Raw genomic sequence first — 17,082 nt, forward strand, 5'->3', positions numbered from 1 at the left:
TGGGGCGTCAGGCGACGAAGTCGCGCACCTGCTCGTAGACGCCGTGGTCGTTGTTCATGTCGGTGTGCGAGACGCATCCGACCTCGACATTGGTGGCGCCGCTGAGGATCGCACTGGTGTCGGGGGTCAGTGCGTCGTCGCAGTTCGACCAGTAACTGGCGTAGGAGACGCTGCCTGGTGTCTCGTCCCCCGAGTTGAGCGCGGTCAGGAACGAGCTGCCGGTGTACATCTGTGCACACGACGTGTAGAGCCACTGGCACCAGCCGGCCGTCGTGGTCCCGTGGTTCACACCGGCCGTCGACACGAAGTCGTCCACGTACGCGGTGCCGCCGAGGTTCTTGAGGTAGTAGCGGGAGTTGAGCGCGCCCATCGAGTGGACGACCAGGTCGACCTTGGCCGCTCCGGTCTGCGTGCGCACGCTCTGGATCTTGGCGGACAGCTGCTGGGCGGTCGTGACGTTCGACTGGCCCCAGTCGTACGACCAGGAGAACAGCTCGGAGCTCGTGTAGCCGTCGGCCTTGAAGTCGGCGATCCAGTCGTCCCAGCTGCTCGACGAACTGCTCAGTCCGTGTACGAAGACGACGGGATTGCGGGCGGCCGCGTGGGCCGGGGACGCGGGCAGGGACAGGAGCAGCGACGCGAGCGCGGCTGCGAAGACCGTGCCGGCAGTGCGAATGCGGCGGGTCATGACGCCTCCTGAAGGGGGTGGGTTCGTCAGGAGTGTCCGGCGGGGTCTACGCGCGGCGCATCGGTGAAATCGCCGGTCTTTACGCACCACTTAACTCGCCAGTAACGTGAAAGGCGTGGTGACTTCGGTGAACCCCCCGCCTCTCCCGCAGCATCCGCCACCGTCCCTGACGCACGCTCCGGAACAGCCGGGCGGCGTGGCGCGGACGCTCGCGCGAACGCCGATGCCCGAGGGCGTCCGGATACGGGTGCTGCGCGCCGTGCACGGCGATCCGCTCGCCGCCGCCGAACTCACGGCCGCCCTCGACGAGCGCCAACTGGCCGGTCTCGAACCGCTGCCGGCCGACCCCGCCGCCGTGGTGCCCGGCCTCCTGAGGTCGCTCCGGCCGGAGTTCCGCTCGCTCCCGTCCGACACCCGGCGTCTCCTGCTGATCGCCGCCGCCGACCAGCACCCGGTCGCCACGCACGCCTACCAACGCGCGGTGGCCGCGGCCCGGCTGGACACCGGCCCCCTCGACGACGCGGAGGCGGCAGGGCTCGCCAGGGCCACGTCCGGCGGAGTCGTGTTCCGGGATCCCTGGACCCGCATCGCCGCCTACGAGACCGCCTCCGCCGTGGACCGGCGCGAGACACACCGGCTCCTTGCCCGGGTCCTGCGCGGCGAGGGCGAGGCACCCCGCCGGTCCTGGCACCGGGCCGCGGCCGCGCTCGGTCCCAGCCGGCGCCTTGCGGCGGAACTGCGCGCCGCGGCGCACGAGGCGCGCGCCGCCCAGGAACACGCGCTGGCCTGCGTACTCCTCGAACGGGCGGCCGAGCTGATTCCGGACCCGCGTGAACGGCCGCGCCTGCTGGCCCGCGCCGCCGCCGACGCCTGGCGCTCCGGCGACGGCGACCGGGCCCGCCGCCTGGCCTCCCACGGGAACATCGACGGGCTGAACGGACTGCTCGCTCTACGCGCGGGGAACGCGACGGAGGCGTTCGACGCGCTCCTCGCGGGAGCGGAGCGCAGTGCCGAGCGCGGCGCGGAGAGGGGCATGGAGAGAGAGCCGGAAGCGAGCACGGGCGCCCCGTCCGACCGCACGGTCAAAGGCGCGCTGATCGAGGGCGCGGGCGGCAGCCGGGTGGTGTTCCCCGCCGCTGCCGACGCCTCCGCGCACCTGCTGGCACGTGCCACCGAAGCCGCCGTCTACACCGGGGACCTGCGCCGCTGCCGGGAGGCCGCGGCGGTCGCCGACCGGCTCGGGATCGTACCCCCGGGCACGCTGGGAGGACTGGCCGCGGCGTTCGACGGGCGCTACGAGGACGCCCGTGACCTGCTGAAGGCGGCCGCCGGGCGCTGCGGGCCCGGCGGCGACCCCACCTCGCTGATCCACGCCTCGATCGCCGCGCTGCTGCTCGGCGACCACACCCGCGCCGCGGCCGCGGCTGTCGGGGCCGCCGCCTCGGCCCGTGCCATGGGCGAGCCCGCGGCCGTTCCGCAGGCCATGGAGTTCCGGGCGTACGCCGAGTTCTGGACCGGCCGCCCGCGATCCGCCGGAGCCGCGGCGCTGGACGCCCTGCGGCAGGCGTACGCCACCGGACAGGACAACGGGGCCTGTCACCTCCAGGCGGCCCTCGCCATGTTCGCGGCCGTCACCGGCGACGAGGAGCTCTGCCGGGCCCGCGCCGAGGCGGCCCGCACCCACGCCCTGGAACGCGGCCTCGGTCTCCCCGCCGCCCTCGCCCTGTGGGCGCTCGCCTTCCTCGACCTCAGCACGGGCCGGTACGCGGCCTCCGCGTCCCGGCTGCGGGCGCTCGCCGGGTTCGGCCCCGGGCACGGGCACCGGGCCGTCCGCCACCTCGCCACCCCGCACTACGTGGAAGCCGCCGTCCGCACGGGGGACACCCGGGTCGCGCGCGCCGCCCACGCCGACTACGACCGCTGGGCGAGGGCCGTCCGCAGCCCCGACGACCTGGCCCTGAGCGCCCGCTGCCGGGCCCTGCTGGCCACCGGCCACGACGCCGCCGACCACTACCGGACCGCTCTCGGCCTCCACGCCGACGGGACCCGGGACTTCGAACGCGCCCGTACGGAACTCCTGTTCGGCAGCGCCCTGCGCCGGCTGCGCAACCGTACGGAGGCCCGTGACCGGCTGCACAGCGCCCTCGAGGCGTTCGAACACTTCGGCTCCCCGCACTGCGCGGCCCAGGCCAGGGCCGAGCTGCGCGCACTGGGCGAACCGGCCCGGCCCCAGGCCGCCGCACGGCCCTTGGCCGCCGTTCTCACCGCCCAGCAGCTGTTGGTGGCCCGCATGGCCGCCGAGGGCGCCACCAACCGGGAGATCGCGTCCCGCCTGCTGCTCAGCCCCCGCACCATCGACCATCACCTGCGCGGCGTCTTCACCCGTCTCGGCATCCGCTCACGCATAGAACTGGTCCGTCTCCTGGCCTCGGAGGACTGAGCCGGAGGCGGGTCAGCCGCCGGTCCGCTCCGCCGCAAATGCCTCCGCGTCCCACGTGCCCCACAGACGCGGTGCCAGCCAACTGCCCGCGCTCGCGCGGAAGACGGAGGCGGGAAGCCGCCCGGCGCCCCCGGGCAGGGCGCCCAGCAGAGGCGCCCCCGCCACCACGGGAAGATCGGCCAGATTGCAACGCGACGCGAGATCGGGCTCGTCCGGCCAGCTGCCCACGACGACGCCGAGCAGGTCGAGCCGACGGAACCGCAGTTCGCGGGCGGTCAGCTCCGTCGTGTTGAGCGTGCCGAGCCCGGCCGAGGCCACCACCAGCACCGGCGCGTCCAGCAGCCGCGCGGCGTCCGCGAGCGTGCCGCCCTCGTCGTCGAACCGTACGAGCAGCCCGCCCGCCCCCTCGACCAGCACGAGATCGTGCGCCGCGGCCAGCTTGCCCGCGGCCTCCGCCACCTCCTGCGGCCGCACCGGCGCGAGACCGGACCGCCGGGCCGCCGTGGCGGGCGCCAACGGCTCGGGATATCGGGCGAGTTCGACGGACGTCACCGCGCCCGCGAGCCGTGCCACCTCGTCGGCGTCCCCGCGCTCACCCGGCACCACACCCGTCTGCGCGGGCTTGAGCACGGCCACCGACAGGCCGGCCGCGACGGCCGCCGCGGCGACGGCGGCGGTCGTGACGGTCTTGCCGACCTCCGTACCCGTTCCCGTGATCACCAGCACCGTCATGTCAGCCCTCCCGCGCCGCCGCGCACACGGCCGCCGTGATCCGCGCCAGGTCGGCGTCCCCGGTGACGTACGGCGGCATCGTGTAGACGAGGTCCCTGAACGGCCGCAGCCACACGCCCTCGCGCACCGCCGCCCGGGTCGCGGTCGCCATGGCCGCCTCGTCAAGGGCATGGTCCAGTTGTACGACCCCGATGGCCCCGAGCACGCGTACGTCCCTGACGCCCGGCAGCTCCGCCGCCGGAGCCAGCCCGTCCCGCAGGCCCGCCTCGATGCGTTTGACCTCGGTCTGCCAGTCCTGGCCGAGCAGGAGGTCGATCGAGGCACAGGCCACCGCGGCGGCGAGCGGATTGCCCATGAAGGTCGGACCGTGGGCGAGGACCGGCACCTCGCCCCGCGAGATGCCCTCCGCCACCCGCGAGGTGCACAGCGTGGCCGCCATCGTCATGTATCCGCCGGTCAGCGCCTTGCCCACACACATCACATCGGGCGTCACACCCGCGTGCCCGGCCGCGAACAAAGTCCCCGTACGTCCGAAGCCCGTGGCGATCTCGTCGAACACGAGCAGCACGTCGTGGGCGTCGCACGCCTCGCGCAGCACCCTCAGATACGCGGGTGAGTGGAACCGCATCCCGCCCGCACCCTGCACCACGGGCTCCACGATCACGGCGGCCAGCTCGTGCGCGTGCCGCTCGATCAGCGCACGCAGATGGTCGGCGTACGACTCCTCGTACGCGGCCGGCGGTGCGTCCGCGAACACCTGGCGCTGGAGCACGCCCTGCCACAGCTCGTGCATCCCGCCCTCGGGATCGCACACCGACATCGGCTGCCAGGTGTCCCCGTGATAGCCGCCGCGCCAGGTCAGCAGGCGCTGCTTGCCCGGCCGCCCGAGCGAACGCCAGTGCTGGAGGCACATCTTGACCGCGACCTCGACGGACACCGATCCGGAGTCGGCCAGGAAGACATGCTCCAGTCCTTCGGGGGACATGTCGACAAGACGCTTCGCCAGCCGTACGGCGGGCTCGTGGGTGAGCCCGCCGAACATCACATGGCTCATCCGCCCGAGCTGGTCGCGGGCCGCCTCGTTGAGCGCCGGGTGGTTGTAGCCGTGGATCGCCGACCACCAGGAGGACATGCCGTCGATCAGCTCGTCCCGGGCGCCGGCCAGCCGCAGCCGCACCCCGCTCGCCGACTCCACGACAAGGGGTTCCTGCCGGCCGGGCATGGGCCCGTAGGGATGCCAGACGTGCCGCCGGTCGAGCTCCAGGAGTTCGGGCACGGAGAGGCCCAGGACGTGCGGGTCAGGCATTGGGGGCGAGATCCGTTCCGGCACCGCGGCGGCGTACCGCGACCAGGTCCGTACGGGCCTCGGCGGGAACCCGCGTGCCTGCCGGGGCCGGCTCGGCGGCGGCCGGACCGCAGGGGCCGCATCCGCCGCCCTCGTGCGAGCCGCAGCCCGCGTCCGCCTCCGCGTGCGAGCCGCATCCGGCCTCGGCGCGGGAACCGCACCCCGCGCCCGCCGCGGCCCGGTGCTCCGGGAGCGTCACCTCGCCGGCGCCCTCCACCTCGAACCCGGCGTCCGCGATCATGTCCAGGTCCGCCCTGCCCGCCTGTCCCTCGCTCGTCAGGTAGTCACCGAGGAAGATCGAGTTGGCGAGGTGCAGGGCGAGGGGCTGCATCGTACGGAGATGCACCTCGCGGCCGCCCGCGATCCGCACCTCGGCGTCCGGGCAGACGAAGCGGACCATCGCGAGAATGCGCAGACAGCGCTGCGGGGTGAGGTTCCACTCCTTGGCGAGCGGGGTGCCCTCGAACGGGATCAGGAAGTTGACCGGGACCGAGTCCGGGTCGAGCTCCCGCAGGGCGTACACGACGTCGACGAGGTCCTCGTCGCTCTCGCCCATGCCCGCGATCAGCCCGGAACAGGCGGACAGACCCGCGGCATGCGCCTTCTGGACCGTGTCCACGCGGTCGGCGTACGTGTGGGTGGTGGTGATCGCCTCGTACGTCCCCTCGGACGTGTTGAGGTTGTGGTTGTAGGCGTCGGCGCCCGCCTCGCGCAGCCGCTCGGCCTGGCCGTCCGACAGGAGCCCGAGGCAGGCGCACACCTCCACGCCGTCGTGCCGGTCCTTGATCGCCTTGATGGTGTCCGAGACCCGGTCGACGTCCCGGTCGGTGGGACCGCGTCCGCTCGCCACCAGACAGACCCGCTTGGCGCCGCCCGCGAGCCCGGCGGCCGCGGCCTCGGAAGCCTGGTCGGGCTTGAGCCAGGTGTACTTGAGGATCCCGGCCTTGGAACCGAGCCGCTGCGAGCAGTACGAGCAGTCCTCGGGGCACAGGCCCGACTTCAGGTTGACGAGGTAGTTGAGTTTCACCCGCCGGCCGAACCACTGCCGGCGTACCTTGCCGGCCGCGGCCACCACATCGAGGAGTTCGTCGTCGGAGGTGGCCAGCACGGCCAGCGCCTCGTCGCGGGTCGGCAGCTCGCGCCGAAGCCCCTTGTCCACCAGCGTGTTCAGCAGGTCCATGAGGTCCGATCCTGGCCTATCCGACCGCACCGGGCCAAGGAGGGACCGGACAACAGAGACGGTTCGAGGTGTGGGTATTGCCACATCATGGCCCGCTGGTGGTCCGGCTAGGGTCTGTGCGTTGCCTACAAAAGGCCGTGGGGGCCGCCGGGCGGAACGTCATGTGCCGGCACTCCATGCAACACCCGCACACCCGCACCTGATGGCCCGGAGGACACATGGCGCGATCGCCGTTCGAGTGGATCGACGAGCAGGCGAGGGCGCGCCACCGGGCCGGACTGGTCCGCACCCTGCGTCCGCGCCCCGCCGACTCCGCGCTGCTCGACCTCGCGGGGAACGACTATCTGGGCCTGGCCCGGCACCCCGAGGTCACGGAGGCCGCCGCCCGGGCCGCCCGCACGTGGGGCGGCGGCGCCACCGGCTCCCGGCTCGTCAGCGGCTCCACGGAACTACACACGGAACTCGAACGCGAGCTGGCCGGATTCTGCGGCTTCGAGTCCGCCCTCGTCTTCTCCTCGGGGTACGCGGCCAACCTCGCCGCCGTCACCGCGCTGGCGCCGCACGGCTCCCTCATCGTCTCCGACGCCGGCAACCACGCCTCGCTGATCGACGGCTGCCGTCTCGCGCGCGGCACCACCCAGGTCGTCGCCCACGCGGACCCCGAGGCGGTACGCAAGGCGCTGGACACGCATGCCGGGCCCGCGATCGTCGTCTCCGACACGGTCTTCTCGGTGGACGGCGACGCGGCCCCGCTGGCGGGCCTGGCCGCCGCCTGCCGGGCATCCGGCGCGGCCCTGGTCATGGACGACGCGCACGGTCTGGGCGTCCTCGGCGACGGCGGCCGGGGTGCCGCACGGGCGGCGGGACTCGCGGGTGCGCCCGACGTCGTCACGACCGTCACGCTGTCGAAGTCGCTCGGCAGCCAGGGTGGTGCCGTCCTCGGACCGGCCCACGTCATCGACCACCTGGTGAACGCGGCCCGCACCTTCATCTTCGACACCGGTCTGGCCCCCGCCGCGGCGGGCGCGGCCCTGGCGGCCCTGCGTCTGCTGCGCCGGGAGCCGGAACGGGCCGCCCGCGCGCGTGCGGTGGCGACGGCTCTGTACGAACGGCTGACGGCCGAGGGACTCGAAGCCGTACGGCCGGACGCCGCGGTCGTCTCCGTGCGCGCTCCCTCCCCGGAGCAGGCGGTCCGCTGGGCCGCGGACTGCCGTGCTGCGGGACTGGCCGTCGGCTGTTTCCGTCCCCCGTCGGTACCGGACGGCATCTCACGGCTGCGGCTCACCGCCCGCGCGGACCTCACCGACGGACAGCTCGACCAGGCCGTGCGCGTGATCATCGAAGCGCGGCGATAAAGCCCTCCCAGGCGGCGGGGGCGAAGAGCAGGGCGGGGCCCGGCGTGTTCTTGGAGTCCCGTACCGCGAGCAGACCGGCCCACGGGCCGGAGCCGGGACGGGCTGTCTCGACGCAGTTGTTCATTCCCGTGCTGCGGCTGCTGCGCTGCCACCGCACACCGTGCAGATGAGTGCTGGAAGGTACGTACCGAGGCATGGCGGGCATGGTGCCTCCTTATGCGCCGTCAGCTACACCGGCGATGAAATCCAACGTGTCCTCGGGCGAAAGGGCGTGGACCTGAAGGGAGTCGAAGGCCTCGCTGTAGGCCTGGAGGTCTTCTTTCCGTTCGAGGTAGAGGCTACTCGTCAAGTGGTCGAGAACAACCACATCCAGATCAGATTTGCTCGGAAACGAAAAAATAACGAAGGGCCCGGTGACTCCGATGTGGGCCCCAACTCCGAACGGCAGCACCTGAATCCGCACGTGGGGGAGTTGCGCGGCCTCGCGGAGCCGCTCCAACTGCTGTGCCATGACCTCCGGTCCGCCCACCGTTCGCCGGAGCACCGCCTCGTCGAGGACGGCGCTCAGCCGGAGCGGTGGATTCGAACGCAGGACGTCCTGGCGTGCGAGGCGCACCTCCACCAGGGCGTCGACCTTGCTGTCGGGCGCCCCGTCCACGGCGGCGCGCGTCACCTCACGGGCGTACTCCGGTGTCTGCAGGAGCCCCGGCACGACGGAGTTCTCCAGCGTGCGCATCACGCCGGCCTGCGACTCCAGACTGATGAAGTCGCTGTAGGTGGACGGCAGAAGCCCCCGGTAGGCCCGCCACCAGTGCTGCCGGCCGTCGTCGTCAGAGCCCGCCAGTGCGACGAGCAACTCGTGCAGTTCCACGTCCCGGACGTCGTACGCGTCCAGGAGCAGCCGTACGTCCGCGGGCTTGACCCCGCTGCGGCCGGTCTCGATCCGGCTCACCTTCGACTGGTGCCAGCCGACGAGCCGGGCCGCCTCACCGCTCGTGAGGCCCGCAAGGGCACGCAGGGCGCGCAGTTCGGCGCCGAGTTTCCGTCGGCGCACCGCGGGACCGTACTGCATGGCCGTCTCCTTCCGACCGTCGCGCCGACGCTATGACGTCCGGCATCACGCCGACGGTAGAGGACGAATCGGCGGCCCGCCCAAATACGGTCGGCGGTCGTAGAGTTCACCGCTTCGAGCGACAGATATATGCATATCTTGGTGGATCGGCACCGTGAACGGCGAGGTAGTGGCACTCTGGCGCAAGCACCAGTCCGGGACCGTACTCGAATCAACCGCTTCGTGTCGGACTCCGGTCCCGTGGGGAAAGGGACGACGTCGCCATGGCAGACCACCAGGAAGCATCCGTCACTCTGCCGAGCGATCCCGCCTCGGTCCACGCCGCCCGCACGTACGTCACCGACGTCCTGGCCGAATGGGGGCTTCCGTCCGGCTCGGAGGCCGCCGACACCGTCCGGCTCATCGTCTCCGAGCTCGCCACGAACGCCGTCCAGCACACGTTCGGGCAGTCACCCACCTTCACGGTGGACATCGCGCTCGACCGTGACGAACAACTGCGCATCGGCGTGACCGACAGCCACCCGCGCTTCCCCAAGCGACTGCCCGCGGCGGTCCAGCAGGACAACGGCCGCGGCATGGTGATCGTCCGCTGGCTCACCGTCGAGTGCGGTGGCAAGCTCACGGTCCGGCCCACGAGGGAGGGCGGAAAGACGGTGTCGATCATGCTGCCCTGGACCGTTCCGGTGGCGCCGGTACCGGCGGACTGAACCTGTCCCCTCCGAAGCCGGGAACGCCGGCCTGAGCTACCCGTCCTCCGAGCCGTCCTCGTCCTTCCCGTTCGCGCCTTTGACGGTGGCGCGCTTCACCAGGTAGGGCATGACGGCCCACAGGCCGGTGCACACGAACAGAGTGGCCGAGCCCGCGGCGATACCCTCGGCCCGGTCCACCGCCACGTCCACGACGAGCAGGACGGAGCCGGACAGGGCGAGCGCGAGGGCGGCCATGCCGAGCTGCGCGAGATGCGACGACACGTGCACGACCTGAGGCTTGGCGCCCTGCTGGAAGAGCCGGCGGTGCAGTGCGGCGGGGGCAGTGAAGAGGGTCGCGGCCAGAACGGACAGCAGCAGCGTGGTGACGTACGTGGCGCGCTGCATCGCGTCGAGGGAGGGGAACCGCGGGGTGAAGGCGAGGGTCAGCAGGAAGGCGAAGAGGATCTGTACGCCGGTCTGCGTGACCCGCAGCTCCTGGAGGAGCTCGTTGAAGTTGCGGTCGGCGCGCTCGAGTCGGGTCTCGTTGCGCTCCTCGTGGTGGTGACGTTCGGCCATAGCTGAACAAGTAACCGTTCAGCCGCGAATATCACGCCACGGCCCCTCACGGGGTGGCAGCGGCGATCGCCGCTGCCACCCCGGGGGCAGGTCACCTCACCCGGCCGTACCAGACGCTCTTCGTCCAGATCTTCTGGAGCTTCACCACTTCCCCGGTCTTCGGGGAGTGCCAGATCCGTCCCTTCCCGGCGTAGATGCCGACGTGGTAGACGTTCCGGCCGGAGTGGAAGAAGACGAGGTCCCCCTGCTTACGCTTCGAAGCGGAGATGTGGTTCGTCTTGTTGTACTGCGCCGCGGCCGTTCGGGGCAGGCTCTTGCCCGCCTTCTTGAACGAGTAGAGCGTCAGGCCGGAGCAGTCGAAGCGCTTGGGCCCCACCGCTCCGTACTTGTAAGGGGAGCCCTTCTTCGAGGCCGCCACCTGAAGTGCCTTCGTCGCGGGTGTGGCCGCTTCCGCACCGGACGCGAAGCCCGGGGCCACAATGCCGCCGCCGACAGCGGCGATGGTCAGAGCCGATGCGGTACCGGCCCTGGTGAACAGCGACGGGACACGATTGAGCGCAGTCATGCGCAACCCTTCGTCAGCCGCCTGTGAAGGATGACCTGTCGGATTCGGGCTGGCGAAGTTGCCCGGCCGCTGCTGCGGCTTCACCCCAAGGGCTGCTCGGCCCGGTCATGGCGTGACCGTTCCGGCGACCCGTCGTGCTTGGGTCCTCCACTCCTGCCGATCCACTTCTGTCGACCTGTCATCCGGGCGGCGGCAGGACTCGGCGTCCGCCCGGATCGCCCCGCCGCTTGTGGCGGGGTCTTGTCGTCGGAAGGGATCTTGACGCACTGATGTCCCAAAAGCCGAGCGGAATCGGCGATTTGTGGGCTTACTCACCACTCACCCGTTCGGGTGGACAGCCCTTTCCATTGAAGGCGTCGAGAGGGCGGGGGACCCCCGTACCAGCACCGGAACGGGTTGTTCCGCCCTGGTGGTGCGCGTGCTGCGCAAGTTCCGGGGGCCTGAAGAAGCAGCCCCGTCTACGCCATCCGGGGGTACACCGTTTGGTCCGATTCAACCCTTGCCCGGACGCCTCGTCAGATGCCCGTGTGACGCCGGGCCGGTGGCTGTGCGTCAGGTGCCGGAGCCGGGCGGCAGGGCGACCCGGCCCGCCCGGCGCTCACCGTCCAGGACGCGCAGGGCCCGCGCCAGGGTCGGCGCGTGCACCTCGTGCTCGCCCCGCTGGTGCATCAGCGTCAGGGCGTCGCGCAGTGCGGTGGCCCTGCCGACCAGGGCCTGGGCCGCACGCAGTCCGCGGTAGGTGTCCCCGGAGTGTGCCGGGTTGATCCGGCCGAGCAGGTCGACCACCTCCAGGTAACGGTCGATCAGCTCGGCCTCGGCCCGGGTCAGCGCCGGCAGCGGGGGCAACTCGGGTGGGAGCACCGGCGGTTCACCTCGCGCCGGGTGTGCCGAAAGCCGCTCGGCGGCTCGGGACGATCCGGTCGATCAGGCCGTACTCCAGCGCCGCCGGGGCGTCGAGGATCTTGTCCCGCTCGATGTCCGCGCTCACCTGCTCGCGGCTCCGGCCCGTGTGCAGCGCGAGCATCTCCTCCAGCCGGGTGCGGGTGCGCAGCAGTTCGTCGGCCTGGATGGCCAGGTCGGACGCCTGCCCCTGGACGGGCTCGGAGAACGACGGCTGGTGGATCAGCACGCGGGCGCCGGGCAGGGCGGACCGCTTGCCCGGGGTGCCGGCCGCCAGCAGTACCGCCGCGGCCGACGCGGCCTGGCCCAGGCAGACGGTCTCCACCTCGCAGCTGACGAACCGCATCGTGTCGTAGACGGCCGCCATGGCGCTGAAGGAGCCGCCCGGGGAGTTGATGTAGAGCGAGATGTCCCGGTCGGGCGCCTGGTACTCGAGGTGCATGAACTGCGCCATCACGTCGTTCGCGGACGTGTCGTCGATCGGCGTGCCGAGAAAAACGATCCGCTCTTCGAGGAGCTTGGAGTACGGGTCCATGGTCAGCGTCCCCGAACTGGTGCGTTCGGTGAACTGGGGCAGGACGTAGCGGGCGGACGGTCGGGTCATGACACACGCCTCCTCCGGGTGAGGTTCTGTAAAAACGTACAGGACGTACATGACGTGATGATGGGCCCGGATTCTAGTGATCCATATATCACAGCTGGTCAGCCCCTGTTTACGCTGATCGTGAAGCAGGCTTCTCTTATGTTCATCTGGTGTGTTCAGGCAGCCGTGTCGTCCTGGAAGCCGAGCAGAACCGTGAGGTGATCGGAGGCGGCACGCAGGTCCTCGGGGCTCGGATGGACATGGACGCGCTTCGTGAACGACGCGCTCACGTGGCCCTGTCCCTGGCGAAAATTTCGTCCGTGCAGGTCAGGCCGCATGCTGGTACTCGTGGAGGGTGCCGCTGAGGCGGTCGCGTCGTCGTATGTCGAGGTGGGCGATGGCGTCCGGGCCGGTGATCGGTGGTGGCAGGGGGGTGCAGCGGGCGGGCGTCTGCGATGCCTTGGTGGGGCCGGTGGGAGTTGTAGGGCTGTTCGAACTCGCGCAGGGCGTGGAGCAGGTGGCGCTGGTTCCAGACCAGGGTGCGGTCCAGCAGTTCGCGTCGACAGGTCTGCACCCAGCGTTCCGTGAGCGCGTTCATTCGCGGCATCCGGACCCCGCTGAGTGCGGCCTCGATGCCGCATCCTCAAGGACGGTGTCGAACAGCGTGGGGTGCTTCGAGTCTGGCGCACGCGCTCCGCGGCCTCCGCTGGACTTCCGATTACGTTCCGAATGCTATGGATCCATGCCCATAGCAGCAGGCCTCCCCGTGGCGACTCGGCGCTCCTCGGACCTGAGCAAGCACTCCGCCGAGGTCTTCGCCGAGGACGAGGACCACCCCGTGACGGTGACCCGGCGCGACGGTGAGGCTCTGGTCCTGATGTCGCAGCGCGAGGCCGAGGGCCGTGCCCGCTTGCTGAACTTTGCCGCGCAGCTCATCACCGTCACCCTCGACGACCGCGGCTCGCTCGCCGAGCGGATGTCCAAGGCCTTCCCTTGGATGCTCGCGCTGTCGCCGGCCGACCGGGAGTCCTGCGCGCAGGACCTCGTCGATGCGGCGCGCGCGTCGTTCGCCACCGGCCAGCCGCACCTCGCGATCGCAGAGCTGACCTCCTGGAAGGAGACGGCCACGGCCGTCGCGGCCGGGCTCAGCAGCGGCAGCGCCGGTCTGGAGTGGTTCGACGACGATGAGACCGTGGAGCGTCCGTAGCCGTGGCGGCCGCCAGGAAGGGCGAGCTGGTCGCGACGATCCGCAACCCCATGACGGAGACCTGGGACTTCCTCACGCGGACGCCACTGTCCACGACGCCGACGAACTACCGGCTCAAGGGTGAGCTCGGCGTCATCGAGCGTGGCGGCGCGACCCATGAGCGGTGGCAGCACAAACCGACTGCCAAGGGCGCCGCGCGCATCTGGTTCTACGTCCACGAGCGCACGGTCTTCCTGGAACAGGTGCACACGAGCCACCCGAACGAGACGAAGTAGGCGCGCTTCGCAGCGGCTTCGTCAGCTTGGAGGGTTCGCGCCGCTGGTCCATGAAATCGTGCATGCTCGATAGAGCGAGGGCTTTCTCGGCACACTGCGAACGCCTGCTCGACGGGGGCGCTCGGGTGTGTGGATCCAGGTGAGTGACCGGCATCATGAGTCACGGAGCCATAGGGAGACCCTCGAGCGCCCGGTCGAGCGTCTGCCACACCCCGAGGGCAGGGAGCCCGTCCGGGCGGAGCCAGAGACGGCGCAGCAGGCCCGCCGACGCAGCGTTGCCGGCAGCCACTGCCCCCTGCTGCCACTTGTCTGCGAGCTGATCAGGAGCCGGGCCACTGGCGTCGCCCAGGACGAACTCGACGAAGTACTCGCGCCAGCCGTCGCGGCGCGGTGTCGACTGCAGCGGCGACGCTCGCCAGGATCGCGAGGCCAGGGGCGACGCCGAGGTGCTGGGCGGACGCGAGCAGCGCCGAGGCGATCTCCGGTTGTCGTGGTCCGCTCCATGGACTGCGGCCTGGTCCGGGCAGTTCCTCTTCCTCACCCGCACCGCGGGCGGGCGTCGGGCCGGCAAGGAGTTCCTGGCCCGGTTGAAGGAACGTACCCACGACAGAGACAAGGCGATCTCGCTCACGTCGTACGGTGCTCAGCTCAAGGTCATTCATCGCTGGGGGCTGGAGCAGCCCCACGATCTCTCCGCCATCCATCAGCCCGTGCTCGTCGCGAACGGTGAGAGCGACAGGATGGTTCCGTCGCAGAACTCGGCCGACCTGGCGAGGCGGATGTCGAACGGCGAGTTAGTGATCTCCCCCGACGCCGGTCACGGCGGCATCTTCCAGTTCCACCGACAGTTCGTGCAGACGGCTCTCGAGTTTCTCGAACGGTAGTAGGCGTCGAGTGCGGTCGCCGTATGAGACGGGGGTGTCGCCCCAGGGCCGTGGCGCCCTGGGTATGAGCGAGTCGGGCAGACCCTCCGGAGGTGCAGCCCTGCTTACCTCCCGGGCATCCCGGTGAGGCTGGGCTGAGCGTTGTACAAGGCCGTGAACGGTTCCCCTCAGCGCATGAAGGAGAGGGCGTTCTCGATCCCCTGCGTCAGGACCTCGTCTGAGAACTTCTGGTCGGAGAGGGCTCGGGACAACTGCAACGTGCCCACCATCATGGTGAAGAGCCCGATGGCCTTGCCCCGGGCGGACTGCGGATTCGCAGGCGTCAGGCGGGCGGCGATCTCGTCCACGATGTCTCGTGCGCCGTCGGTGTAGGCCTGCTGCGTCTCGTCCCCACAACGGCTGATCTCGTCGAGCAGCGCGGCGGAGGGGCATCCGTCGCCGGGGCGGTCCCGGTGCCCAGGCGACAGGTATTCGCGAACCAGGTCTTCGAGACCCTGGCGGCCGGGCCGCAGAGTGCCGTACCTCGCGACCTGTGTGCGCAGTTGGTCGGTCACGACGTTGGCGACGAGGTCGTCCTTGGATGCGAAGTGGGCGTAGAAGGCTCCGTTGGTGAGCCCGGCATCCGACATCAGGGTGGAGACGCCCGAACCGTCGATGCCGTCCTGCTTGAATCGGTGGCCCGCCGTCTCGATGATCCGTTGCCGTGTCGCCTGCTTGTGCTCCTTGGCGTAGCGCACCACGAGCATCCTCCGTTCGCTCCGTAAGACCGATGCCTCGCAGTCCAGCCTAGTCCATTGCCTGATGTGCGTAATATTACGATCGAAAGGACATTCGGGTGAAGGTTCTCCGGCTGTTCGGAGTCGGGGCGGCCCGCCCGGTCCCGGCCGGCCGGTGACTTCCCTGGCGGGAGGGCGAATGTTTCCTGGAGCGCTCGACGACGCGGACTGGAGTGCCGCAGTCGGTGTGGCCAGCGTTCAGCACGGGACCCTCGGGGCCGAGTACGTATGCTTCGCCCCACTGGCTCAGCGGGACGGCCTTCAGGATGCCGACCGAGATCAACTTCCGGAAACGGTCACTGGGGACGCCTCCGACAGGTCGATGTGGCGGTGGAAGTCGTCGAAGCGTCGGACTCCTGGTCGCGTCACGCGGGATCGGCAACGTCCATTCCCATGACACGGGCACGGTGCGGACCATCGGCGCCGTTGTCGGCCAGGGCTGTCAAACCGCCCTGGCCCAGGCGCAGTTGGCAGCCCGGGCGGACCTCCTTCTTGCCCATGGTTCCGGCAGCCGCATGCTCTTTTCGGTGTGTCTCCCTCTCGAAGGTGCGAGGGAAATACCTGCGGGCACGGTGGTGACGGCCCGCTGCTCCTCGGGTCGTCACCACCGTGCGGCGTACGCCTGTTCCAGGCGTGCGAGGGCGATGATTTCGCCCGGACGCCCGGTCCTTCGTCAGGCGGCGAGGGCGGGGTAGTCGGTGTAGCCGGCCGCGCCGCCGCCGTAGAAGGTGTTGGGGTCGGGGGTGTTCAGGGGTGCGCTGGTGCGTACGCGCTCGACGAGGTCGGGGTTGGCGAGTGCCATGGTGCCGACGGTGACCACATCGGCCAGGCCGTCTTCGATGTCCTTGGCGCGGGTGGAGAGATCGGCACCGCCCCGGTTGAGGAGCAGCGTGGTCGGCCACAGCTTCCGGAGGGTGTGCAGGAGTTCCTCGTCGCCGCCGTGGCCGATGTGCAGGTAGGCGAGGTTGAGGGGAGCGAGGGCGCGCAGGAGGTGCGGGTAGAGCTCGTGGGGATCGCTCTCCGTGAGGTCGTTGATCTGGAAGGGGTTGCCGGGAGAGATCCGGATGCCGGTGCGGCCGGCGCCGATCTCGTCGGCCACGGCCGTGGCGACCTCCACCGCGAAGCGGATGCGGTTGTCGAGGGAGCCCCCGTACCGGTCGGTGCGCTGGTTGGTGCTGGGGAAGAGGAACTGGTTGACGAGGTAGCCGTTGGCCCCGTGGATCTCGACGCCGTCGGCGCCGGCTGCGATGGCGGCTGCGGCGGCGCGCCGGAAGTCGTCGACCGTCGCAGCGACTTCTGCCGTCGACAGCTCGCGCGGCACCGGCATCTCCTGGAGCCCGGACGGGGTGAACGTCCGGCCGTCCGGCTTGATGGCGGAGGGGGCGACCGGCTGCCGGTGGTGGGGGGTGTTGTCCGGGTGGGCGATGCGTCCGGCGTGCATGAGCTGGATGACGATGCGTCCGTCGGCCTCGTGTACCGCGTCGGTGACCTTGCGCCAGCCGGCGATGTGTTCCTCGGTGTAGATGCCCGGGGTCACTGGGTAGCCCTGGCCGTCGGCGGAGGGCTGGGTGCCCTCGGTGACGATGAGCGCGTGTGAGGCGCGCTGGGCGTAGTACTCGGCGTTGAGCTCGGTCGGCACGCCGTCGGGGGTGGCCCGGCTTCGGGTCAGAGGGGCCATGGCGAGCCGGTGCGGCAGGGAGATCTCTCCGGCGACGGTCGGGTTCCACAGGGCGTTGAGCATGGGTGATTCCTCAGGTGATGAGTAGTCGATCGCTGAGGGCGGGGGCCGGCAGTAGGTGTGATCAGCCGAGCGGG

General features: G+C 70.8%; 18 protein-coding genes, 1 pseudogene and 1 riboswitch. Of the genes and pseudogenes, 6 read left to right on the top strand and 13 right to left on the bottom strand.

The features are described from left to right. Window positions 1-7: 7 nt before the first annotated feature. Window positions 8-688: an esterase/lipase family protein gene (locus O1Q96_RS15805; RefSeq protein ID WP_217454530.1), complete on the bottom strand. Its 681-nt coding sequence runs from the start codon at window positions 686-688 to the stop codon at window positions 8-10. A 223-nt stretch (window positions 689-911) separates the two neighbouring features. Here O1Q96_RS15805 and O1Q96_RS15810 point away from each other — a divergent pair, with 223 nt between their 5' ends. Further along, on the top strand, window positions 912-3,128 hold the full coding sequence (locus O1Q96_RS15810; protein WP_269253610.1) for a helix-turn-helix transcriptional regulator: 2,217 nt from the start codon (window positions 912-914) through the stop codon (window positions 3,126-3,128). A gap of 12 nt (window positions 3,129-3,140) precedes the next feature. Here the strand turns inward: O1Q96_RS15810 and bioD are convergent, their stop codons facing one another. Genes bioD through bioB form a run of 3 tightly spaced genes read right to left on the bottom strand, consistent with a single transcriptional unit; the run spans window position 3,141 to window position 6,385 of the window. Beyond that, window positions 3,141-3,860, bottom strand: a complete 720-nt coding sequence (gene bioD, locus O1Q96_RS15815; RefSeq protein WP_269248775.1) for a dethiobiotin synthase — start codon at window positions 3,858-3,860, stop codon at window positions 3,141-3,143. Between the two features lies 1 nt (window position 3,861). Next, window positions 3,862-5,166 (bottom strand): adenosylmethionine--8-amino-7-oxononanoate transaminase, encoded by a 1,305-nt coding sequence (locus O1Q96_RS15820; protein ID WP_269248776.1) that lies wholly within the window; start codon window positions 5,164-5,166, stop codon window positions 3,862-3,864. After that, complete coding sequence (gene bioB, locus O1Q96_RS15825; RefSeq protein ID WP_269248777.1) at window positions 5,159-6,385, bottom strand: biotin synthase BioB; 1,227 nt, start codon at window positions 6,383-6,385, stop codon at window positions 5,159-5,161. Before bioB ends, O1Q96_RS15820 begins: the two co-directional genes overlap by 8 nt. A 218-nt stretch (window positions 6,386-6,603) precedes the next feature. Here bioB and O1Q96_RS15830 point away from each other — a divergent pair, with 218 nt between their 5' ends. After that, window positions 6,604-7,740, top strand: coding sequence for an 8-amino-7-oxononanoate synthase (locus tag O1Q96_RS15830; RefSeq protein ID WP_269248778.1), 1,137 nt, complete (start codon window positions 6,604-6,606; stop codon window positions 7,738-7,740). On the opposite strand, the gene O1Q96_RS15835 is transcribed toward O1Q96_RS15830, so the two are convergent. Further along, entirely contained in the window at window positions 7,721-7,945 is a 225-nt protein-coding gene (locus O1Q96_RS15835; protein WP_217454524.1) for a DUF397 domain-containing protein, read from the bottom strand. The genes O1Q96_RS15830 and O1Q96_RS15835 overlap by 20 nt on opposite strands. A gap of 9 nt (window positions 7,946-7,954) precedes the next feature. Beyond that, window positions 7,955-8,812, bottom strand: coding sequence for a helix-turn-helix domain-containing protein (locus O1Q96_RS15840; protein ID WP_269248779.1), 858 nt, complete (start codon window positions 8,810-8,812; stop codon window positions 7,955-7,957). 263 nt (window positions 8,813-9,075) lie between these two features. On the opposite strand from O1Q96_RS15840, the gene O1Q96_RS15845 reads away from it, so the two are divergent. After that, complete coding sequence (locus O1Q96_RS15845; RefSeq protein ID WP_269248780.1) at window positions 9,076-9,519, top strand: ATP-binding protein; 444 nt, start codon at window positions 9,076-9,078, stop codon at window positions 9,517-9,519. Between the two features lie 36 nt (window positions 9,520-9,555). Here O1Q96_RS15845 and O1Q96_RS15850 read toward each other — a convergent pair whose 3' ends face one another. From O1Q96_RS15850 to O1Q96_RS15870, 5 genes and pseudogenes are all read right to left on the bottom strand, one after another. Next, window positions 9,556-10,077 (bottom strand): DUF6328 family protein, encoded by a 522-nt coding sequence (locus tag O1Q96_RS15850; RefSeq protein WP_269248781.1) that lies wholly within the window; start codon window positions 10,075-10,077, stop codon window positions 9,556-9,558. Between the two features lie 91 nt (window positions 10,078-10,168). Then, a complete protein-coding gene (locus O1Q96_RS15855) occupies window positions 10,169-10,642 on the bottom strand; it encodes a C40 family peptidase (protein ID WP_269248782.1) in 474 nt (157 codons plus the stop codon). 3 nt (window positions 10,643-10,645) lie between these two features. Then, window positions 10,646-10,825, bottom strand: a riboswitch (cyclic di-AMP (ydaO/yuaA leader). A gap of 369 nt (window positions 10,826-11,194) precedes the next feature. Beyond that, on the bottom strand, window positions 11,195-11,503 hold the full coding sequence (locus O1Q96_RS15860) for a hypothetical protein (RefSeq protein WP_217454519.1): 309 nt from the start codon (window positions 11,501-11,503) through the stop codon (window positions 11,195-11,197). Between the two features lie 7 nt (window positions 11,504-11,510). Beyond that, window positions 11,511-12,146 (bottom strand): ATP-dependent Clp protease proteolytic subunit, encoded by a 636-nt coding sequence (locus tag O1Q96_RS15865; protein WP_269248783.1) that lies wholly within the window; start codon window positions 12,144-12,146, stop codon window positions 11,511-11,513. 306 nt (window positions 12,147-12,452) lie between these two features. Beyond that, window positions 12,453-12,815, bottom strand: a pseudogene (locus O1Q96_RS15870) (integrase core domain-containing protein); the annotation flags it as partial. A gap of 52 nt (window positions 12,816-12,867) precedes the next feature. On the opposite strand from O1Q96_RS15870, the gene O1Q96_RS15875 reads away from it, so the two are divergent. The 3 genes from O1Q96_RS15875 (at window position 12,868) to O1Q96_RS15885 (ending at window position 14,491) form a co-directional block, all read left to right on the top strand. Next, complete coding sequence (locus O1Q96_RS15875) at window positions 12,868-13,332, top strand: prevent-host-death protein (RefSeq protein ID WP_269248784.1); 465 nt, start codon at window positions 12,868-12,870, stop codon at window positions 13,330-13,332. Window positions 13,333-13,334: 2 nt separating this feature from the next. Further along, complete coding sequence (locus O1Q96_RS15880; protein WP_269248785.1) at window positions 13,335-13,607, top strand: hypothetical protein; 273 nt, start codon at window positions 13,335-13,337, stop codon at window positions 13,605-13,607. Between the two features lie 446 nt (window positions 13,608-14,053). Continuing rightward, entirely contained in the window at window positions 14,054-14,491 is a 438-nt protein-coding gene (locus tag O1Q96_RS15885) for an alpha/beta fold hydrolase (RefSeq protein WP_269248786.1), read from the top strand. A gap of 167 nt (window positions 14,492-14,658) precedes the next feature. Here O1Q96_RS15885 and O1Q96_RS15890 read toward each other — a convergent pair whose 3' ends face one another. Next, entirely contained in the window at window positions 14,659-15,231 is a 573-nt protein-coding gene (locus tag O1Q96_RS15890; RefSeq protein WP_269253611.1) for a TetR/AcrR family transcriptional regulator, read from the bottom strand. A gap of 709 nt (window positions 15,232-15,940) precedes the next feature. Next, window positions 15,941-17,008 carry an alkene reductase gene (locus tag O1Q96_RS15900; protein WP_269248787.1) on the bottom strand — a complete coding sequence of 356 codons (1,068 nt, stop codon included), beginning with the start codon at window positions 17,006-17,008 and terminating at the stop codon, window positions 15,941-15,943. Window positions 17,009-17,082 lie beyond the last annotated feature (74 nt).

It is taken from the genome of Streptomyces aurantiacus, from assembly GCF_027107535.1.
Classification (GTDB): Bacteria; Actinomycetota; Actinomycetes; order Streptomycetales; family Streptomycetaceae; genus Streptomyces.

What these genes read in the sequence shown, in the direction of transcription:
- bioD (WP_269248775.1), bottom strand. Translation starts at nt 3,860, where the DNA reads ATGACGGTGCTGGTGATCACGGGAACGGGTACGGAGGTCGGCAAGACC.
- O1Q96_RS15810 (WP_269253610.1), top strand. Translation starts at nt 912, where the DNA reads ATGCCCGAGGGCGTCCGGATACGGGTGCTGCGCGCCGTGCACGGCGAT.
- O1Q96_RS15865 (WP_269248783.1), bottom strand. Translation starts at nt 12,146, where the DNA reads ATGACCCGACCGTCCGCCCGCTACGTCCTGCCCCAGTTCACCGAACGC.
- O1Q96_RS15855 (WP_269248782.1), bottom strand. Translation starts at nt 10,642, where the DNA reads ATGACTGCGCTCAATCGTGTCCCGTCGCTGTTCACCAGGGCCGGTACC.
- O1Q96_RS15845 (WP_269248780.1), top strand. Translation starts at nt 9,076, where the DNA reads ATGGCAGACCACCAGGAAGCATCCGTCACTCTGCCGAGCGATCCCGCC.
- O1Q96_RS15900 (WP_269248787.1), bottom strand. Translation starts at nt 17,008, where the DNA reads ATGCTCAACGCCCTGTGGAACCCGACCGTCGCCGGAGAGATCTCCCTG.
- O1Q96_RS15850 (WP_269248781.1), bottom strand. Translation starts at nt 10,077, where the DNA reads ATGGCCGAACGTCACCACCACGAGGAGCGCAACGAGACCCGACTCGAG.
- O1Q96_RS15830 (WP_269248778.1), top strand. Translation starts at nt 6,604, where the DNA reads ATGGCGCGATCGCCGTTCGAGTGGATCGACGAGCAGGCGAGGGCGCGC.
- O1Q96_RS15840 (WP_269248779.1), bottom strand. Translation starts at nt 8,812, where the DNA reads ATGCAGTACGGTCCCGCGGTGCGCCGACGGAAACTCGGCGCCGAACTG.
- bioB (WP_269248777.1), bottom strand. Translation starts at nt 6,385, where the DNA reads ATGGACCTGCTGAACACGCTGGTGGACAAGGGGCTTCGGCGCGAGCTG.
- O1Q96_RS15820 (WP_269248776.1), bottom strand. Translation starts at nt 5,166, where the DNA reads ATGCCTGACCCGCACGTCCTGGGCCTCTCCGTGCCCGAACTCCTGGAG.
- O1Q96_RS15835 (WP_217454524.1), bottom strand. Translation starts at nt 7,945, where the DNA reads ATGCCCGCCATGCCTCGGTACGTACCTTCCAGCACTCATCTGCACGGT.
- O1Q96_RS15875 (WP_269248784.1), top strand. Translation starts at nt 12,868, where the DNA reads ATGCCCATAGCAGCAGGCCTCCCCGTGGCGACTCGGCGCTCCTCGGAC.
- O1Q96_RS15805 (WP_217454530.1), bottom strand. Translation starts at nt 688, where the DNA reads ATGACCCGCCGCATTCGCACTGCCGGCACGGTCTTCGCAGCCGCGCTC.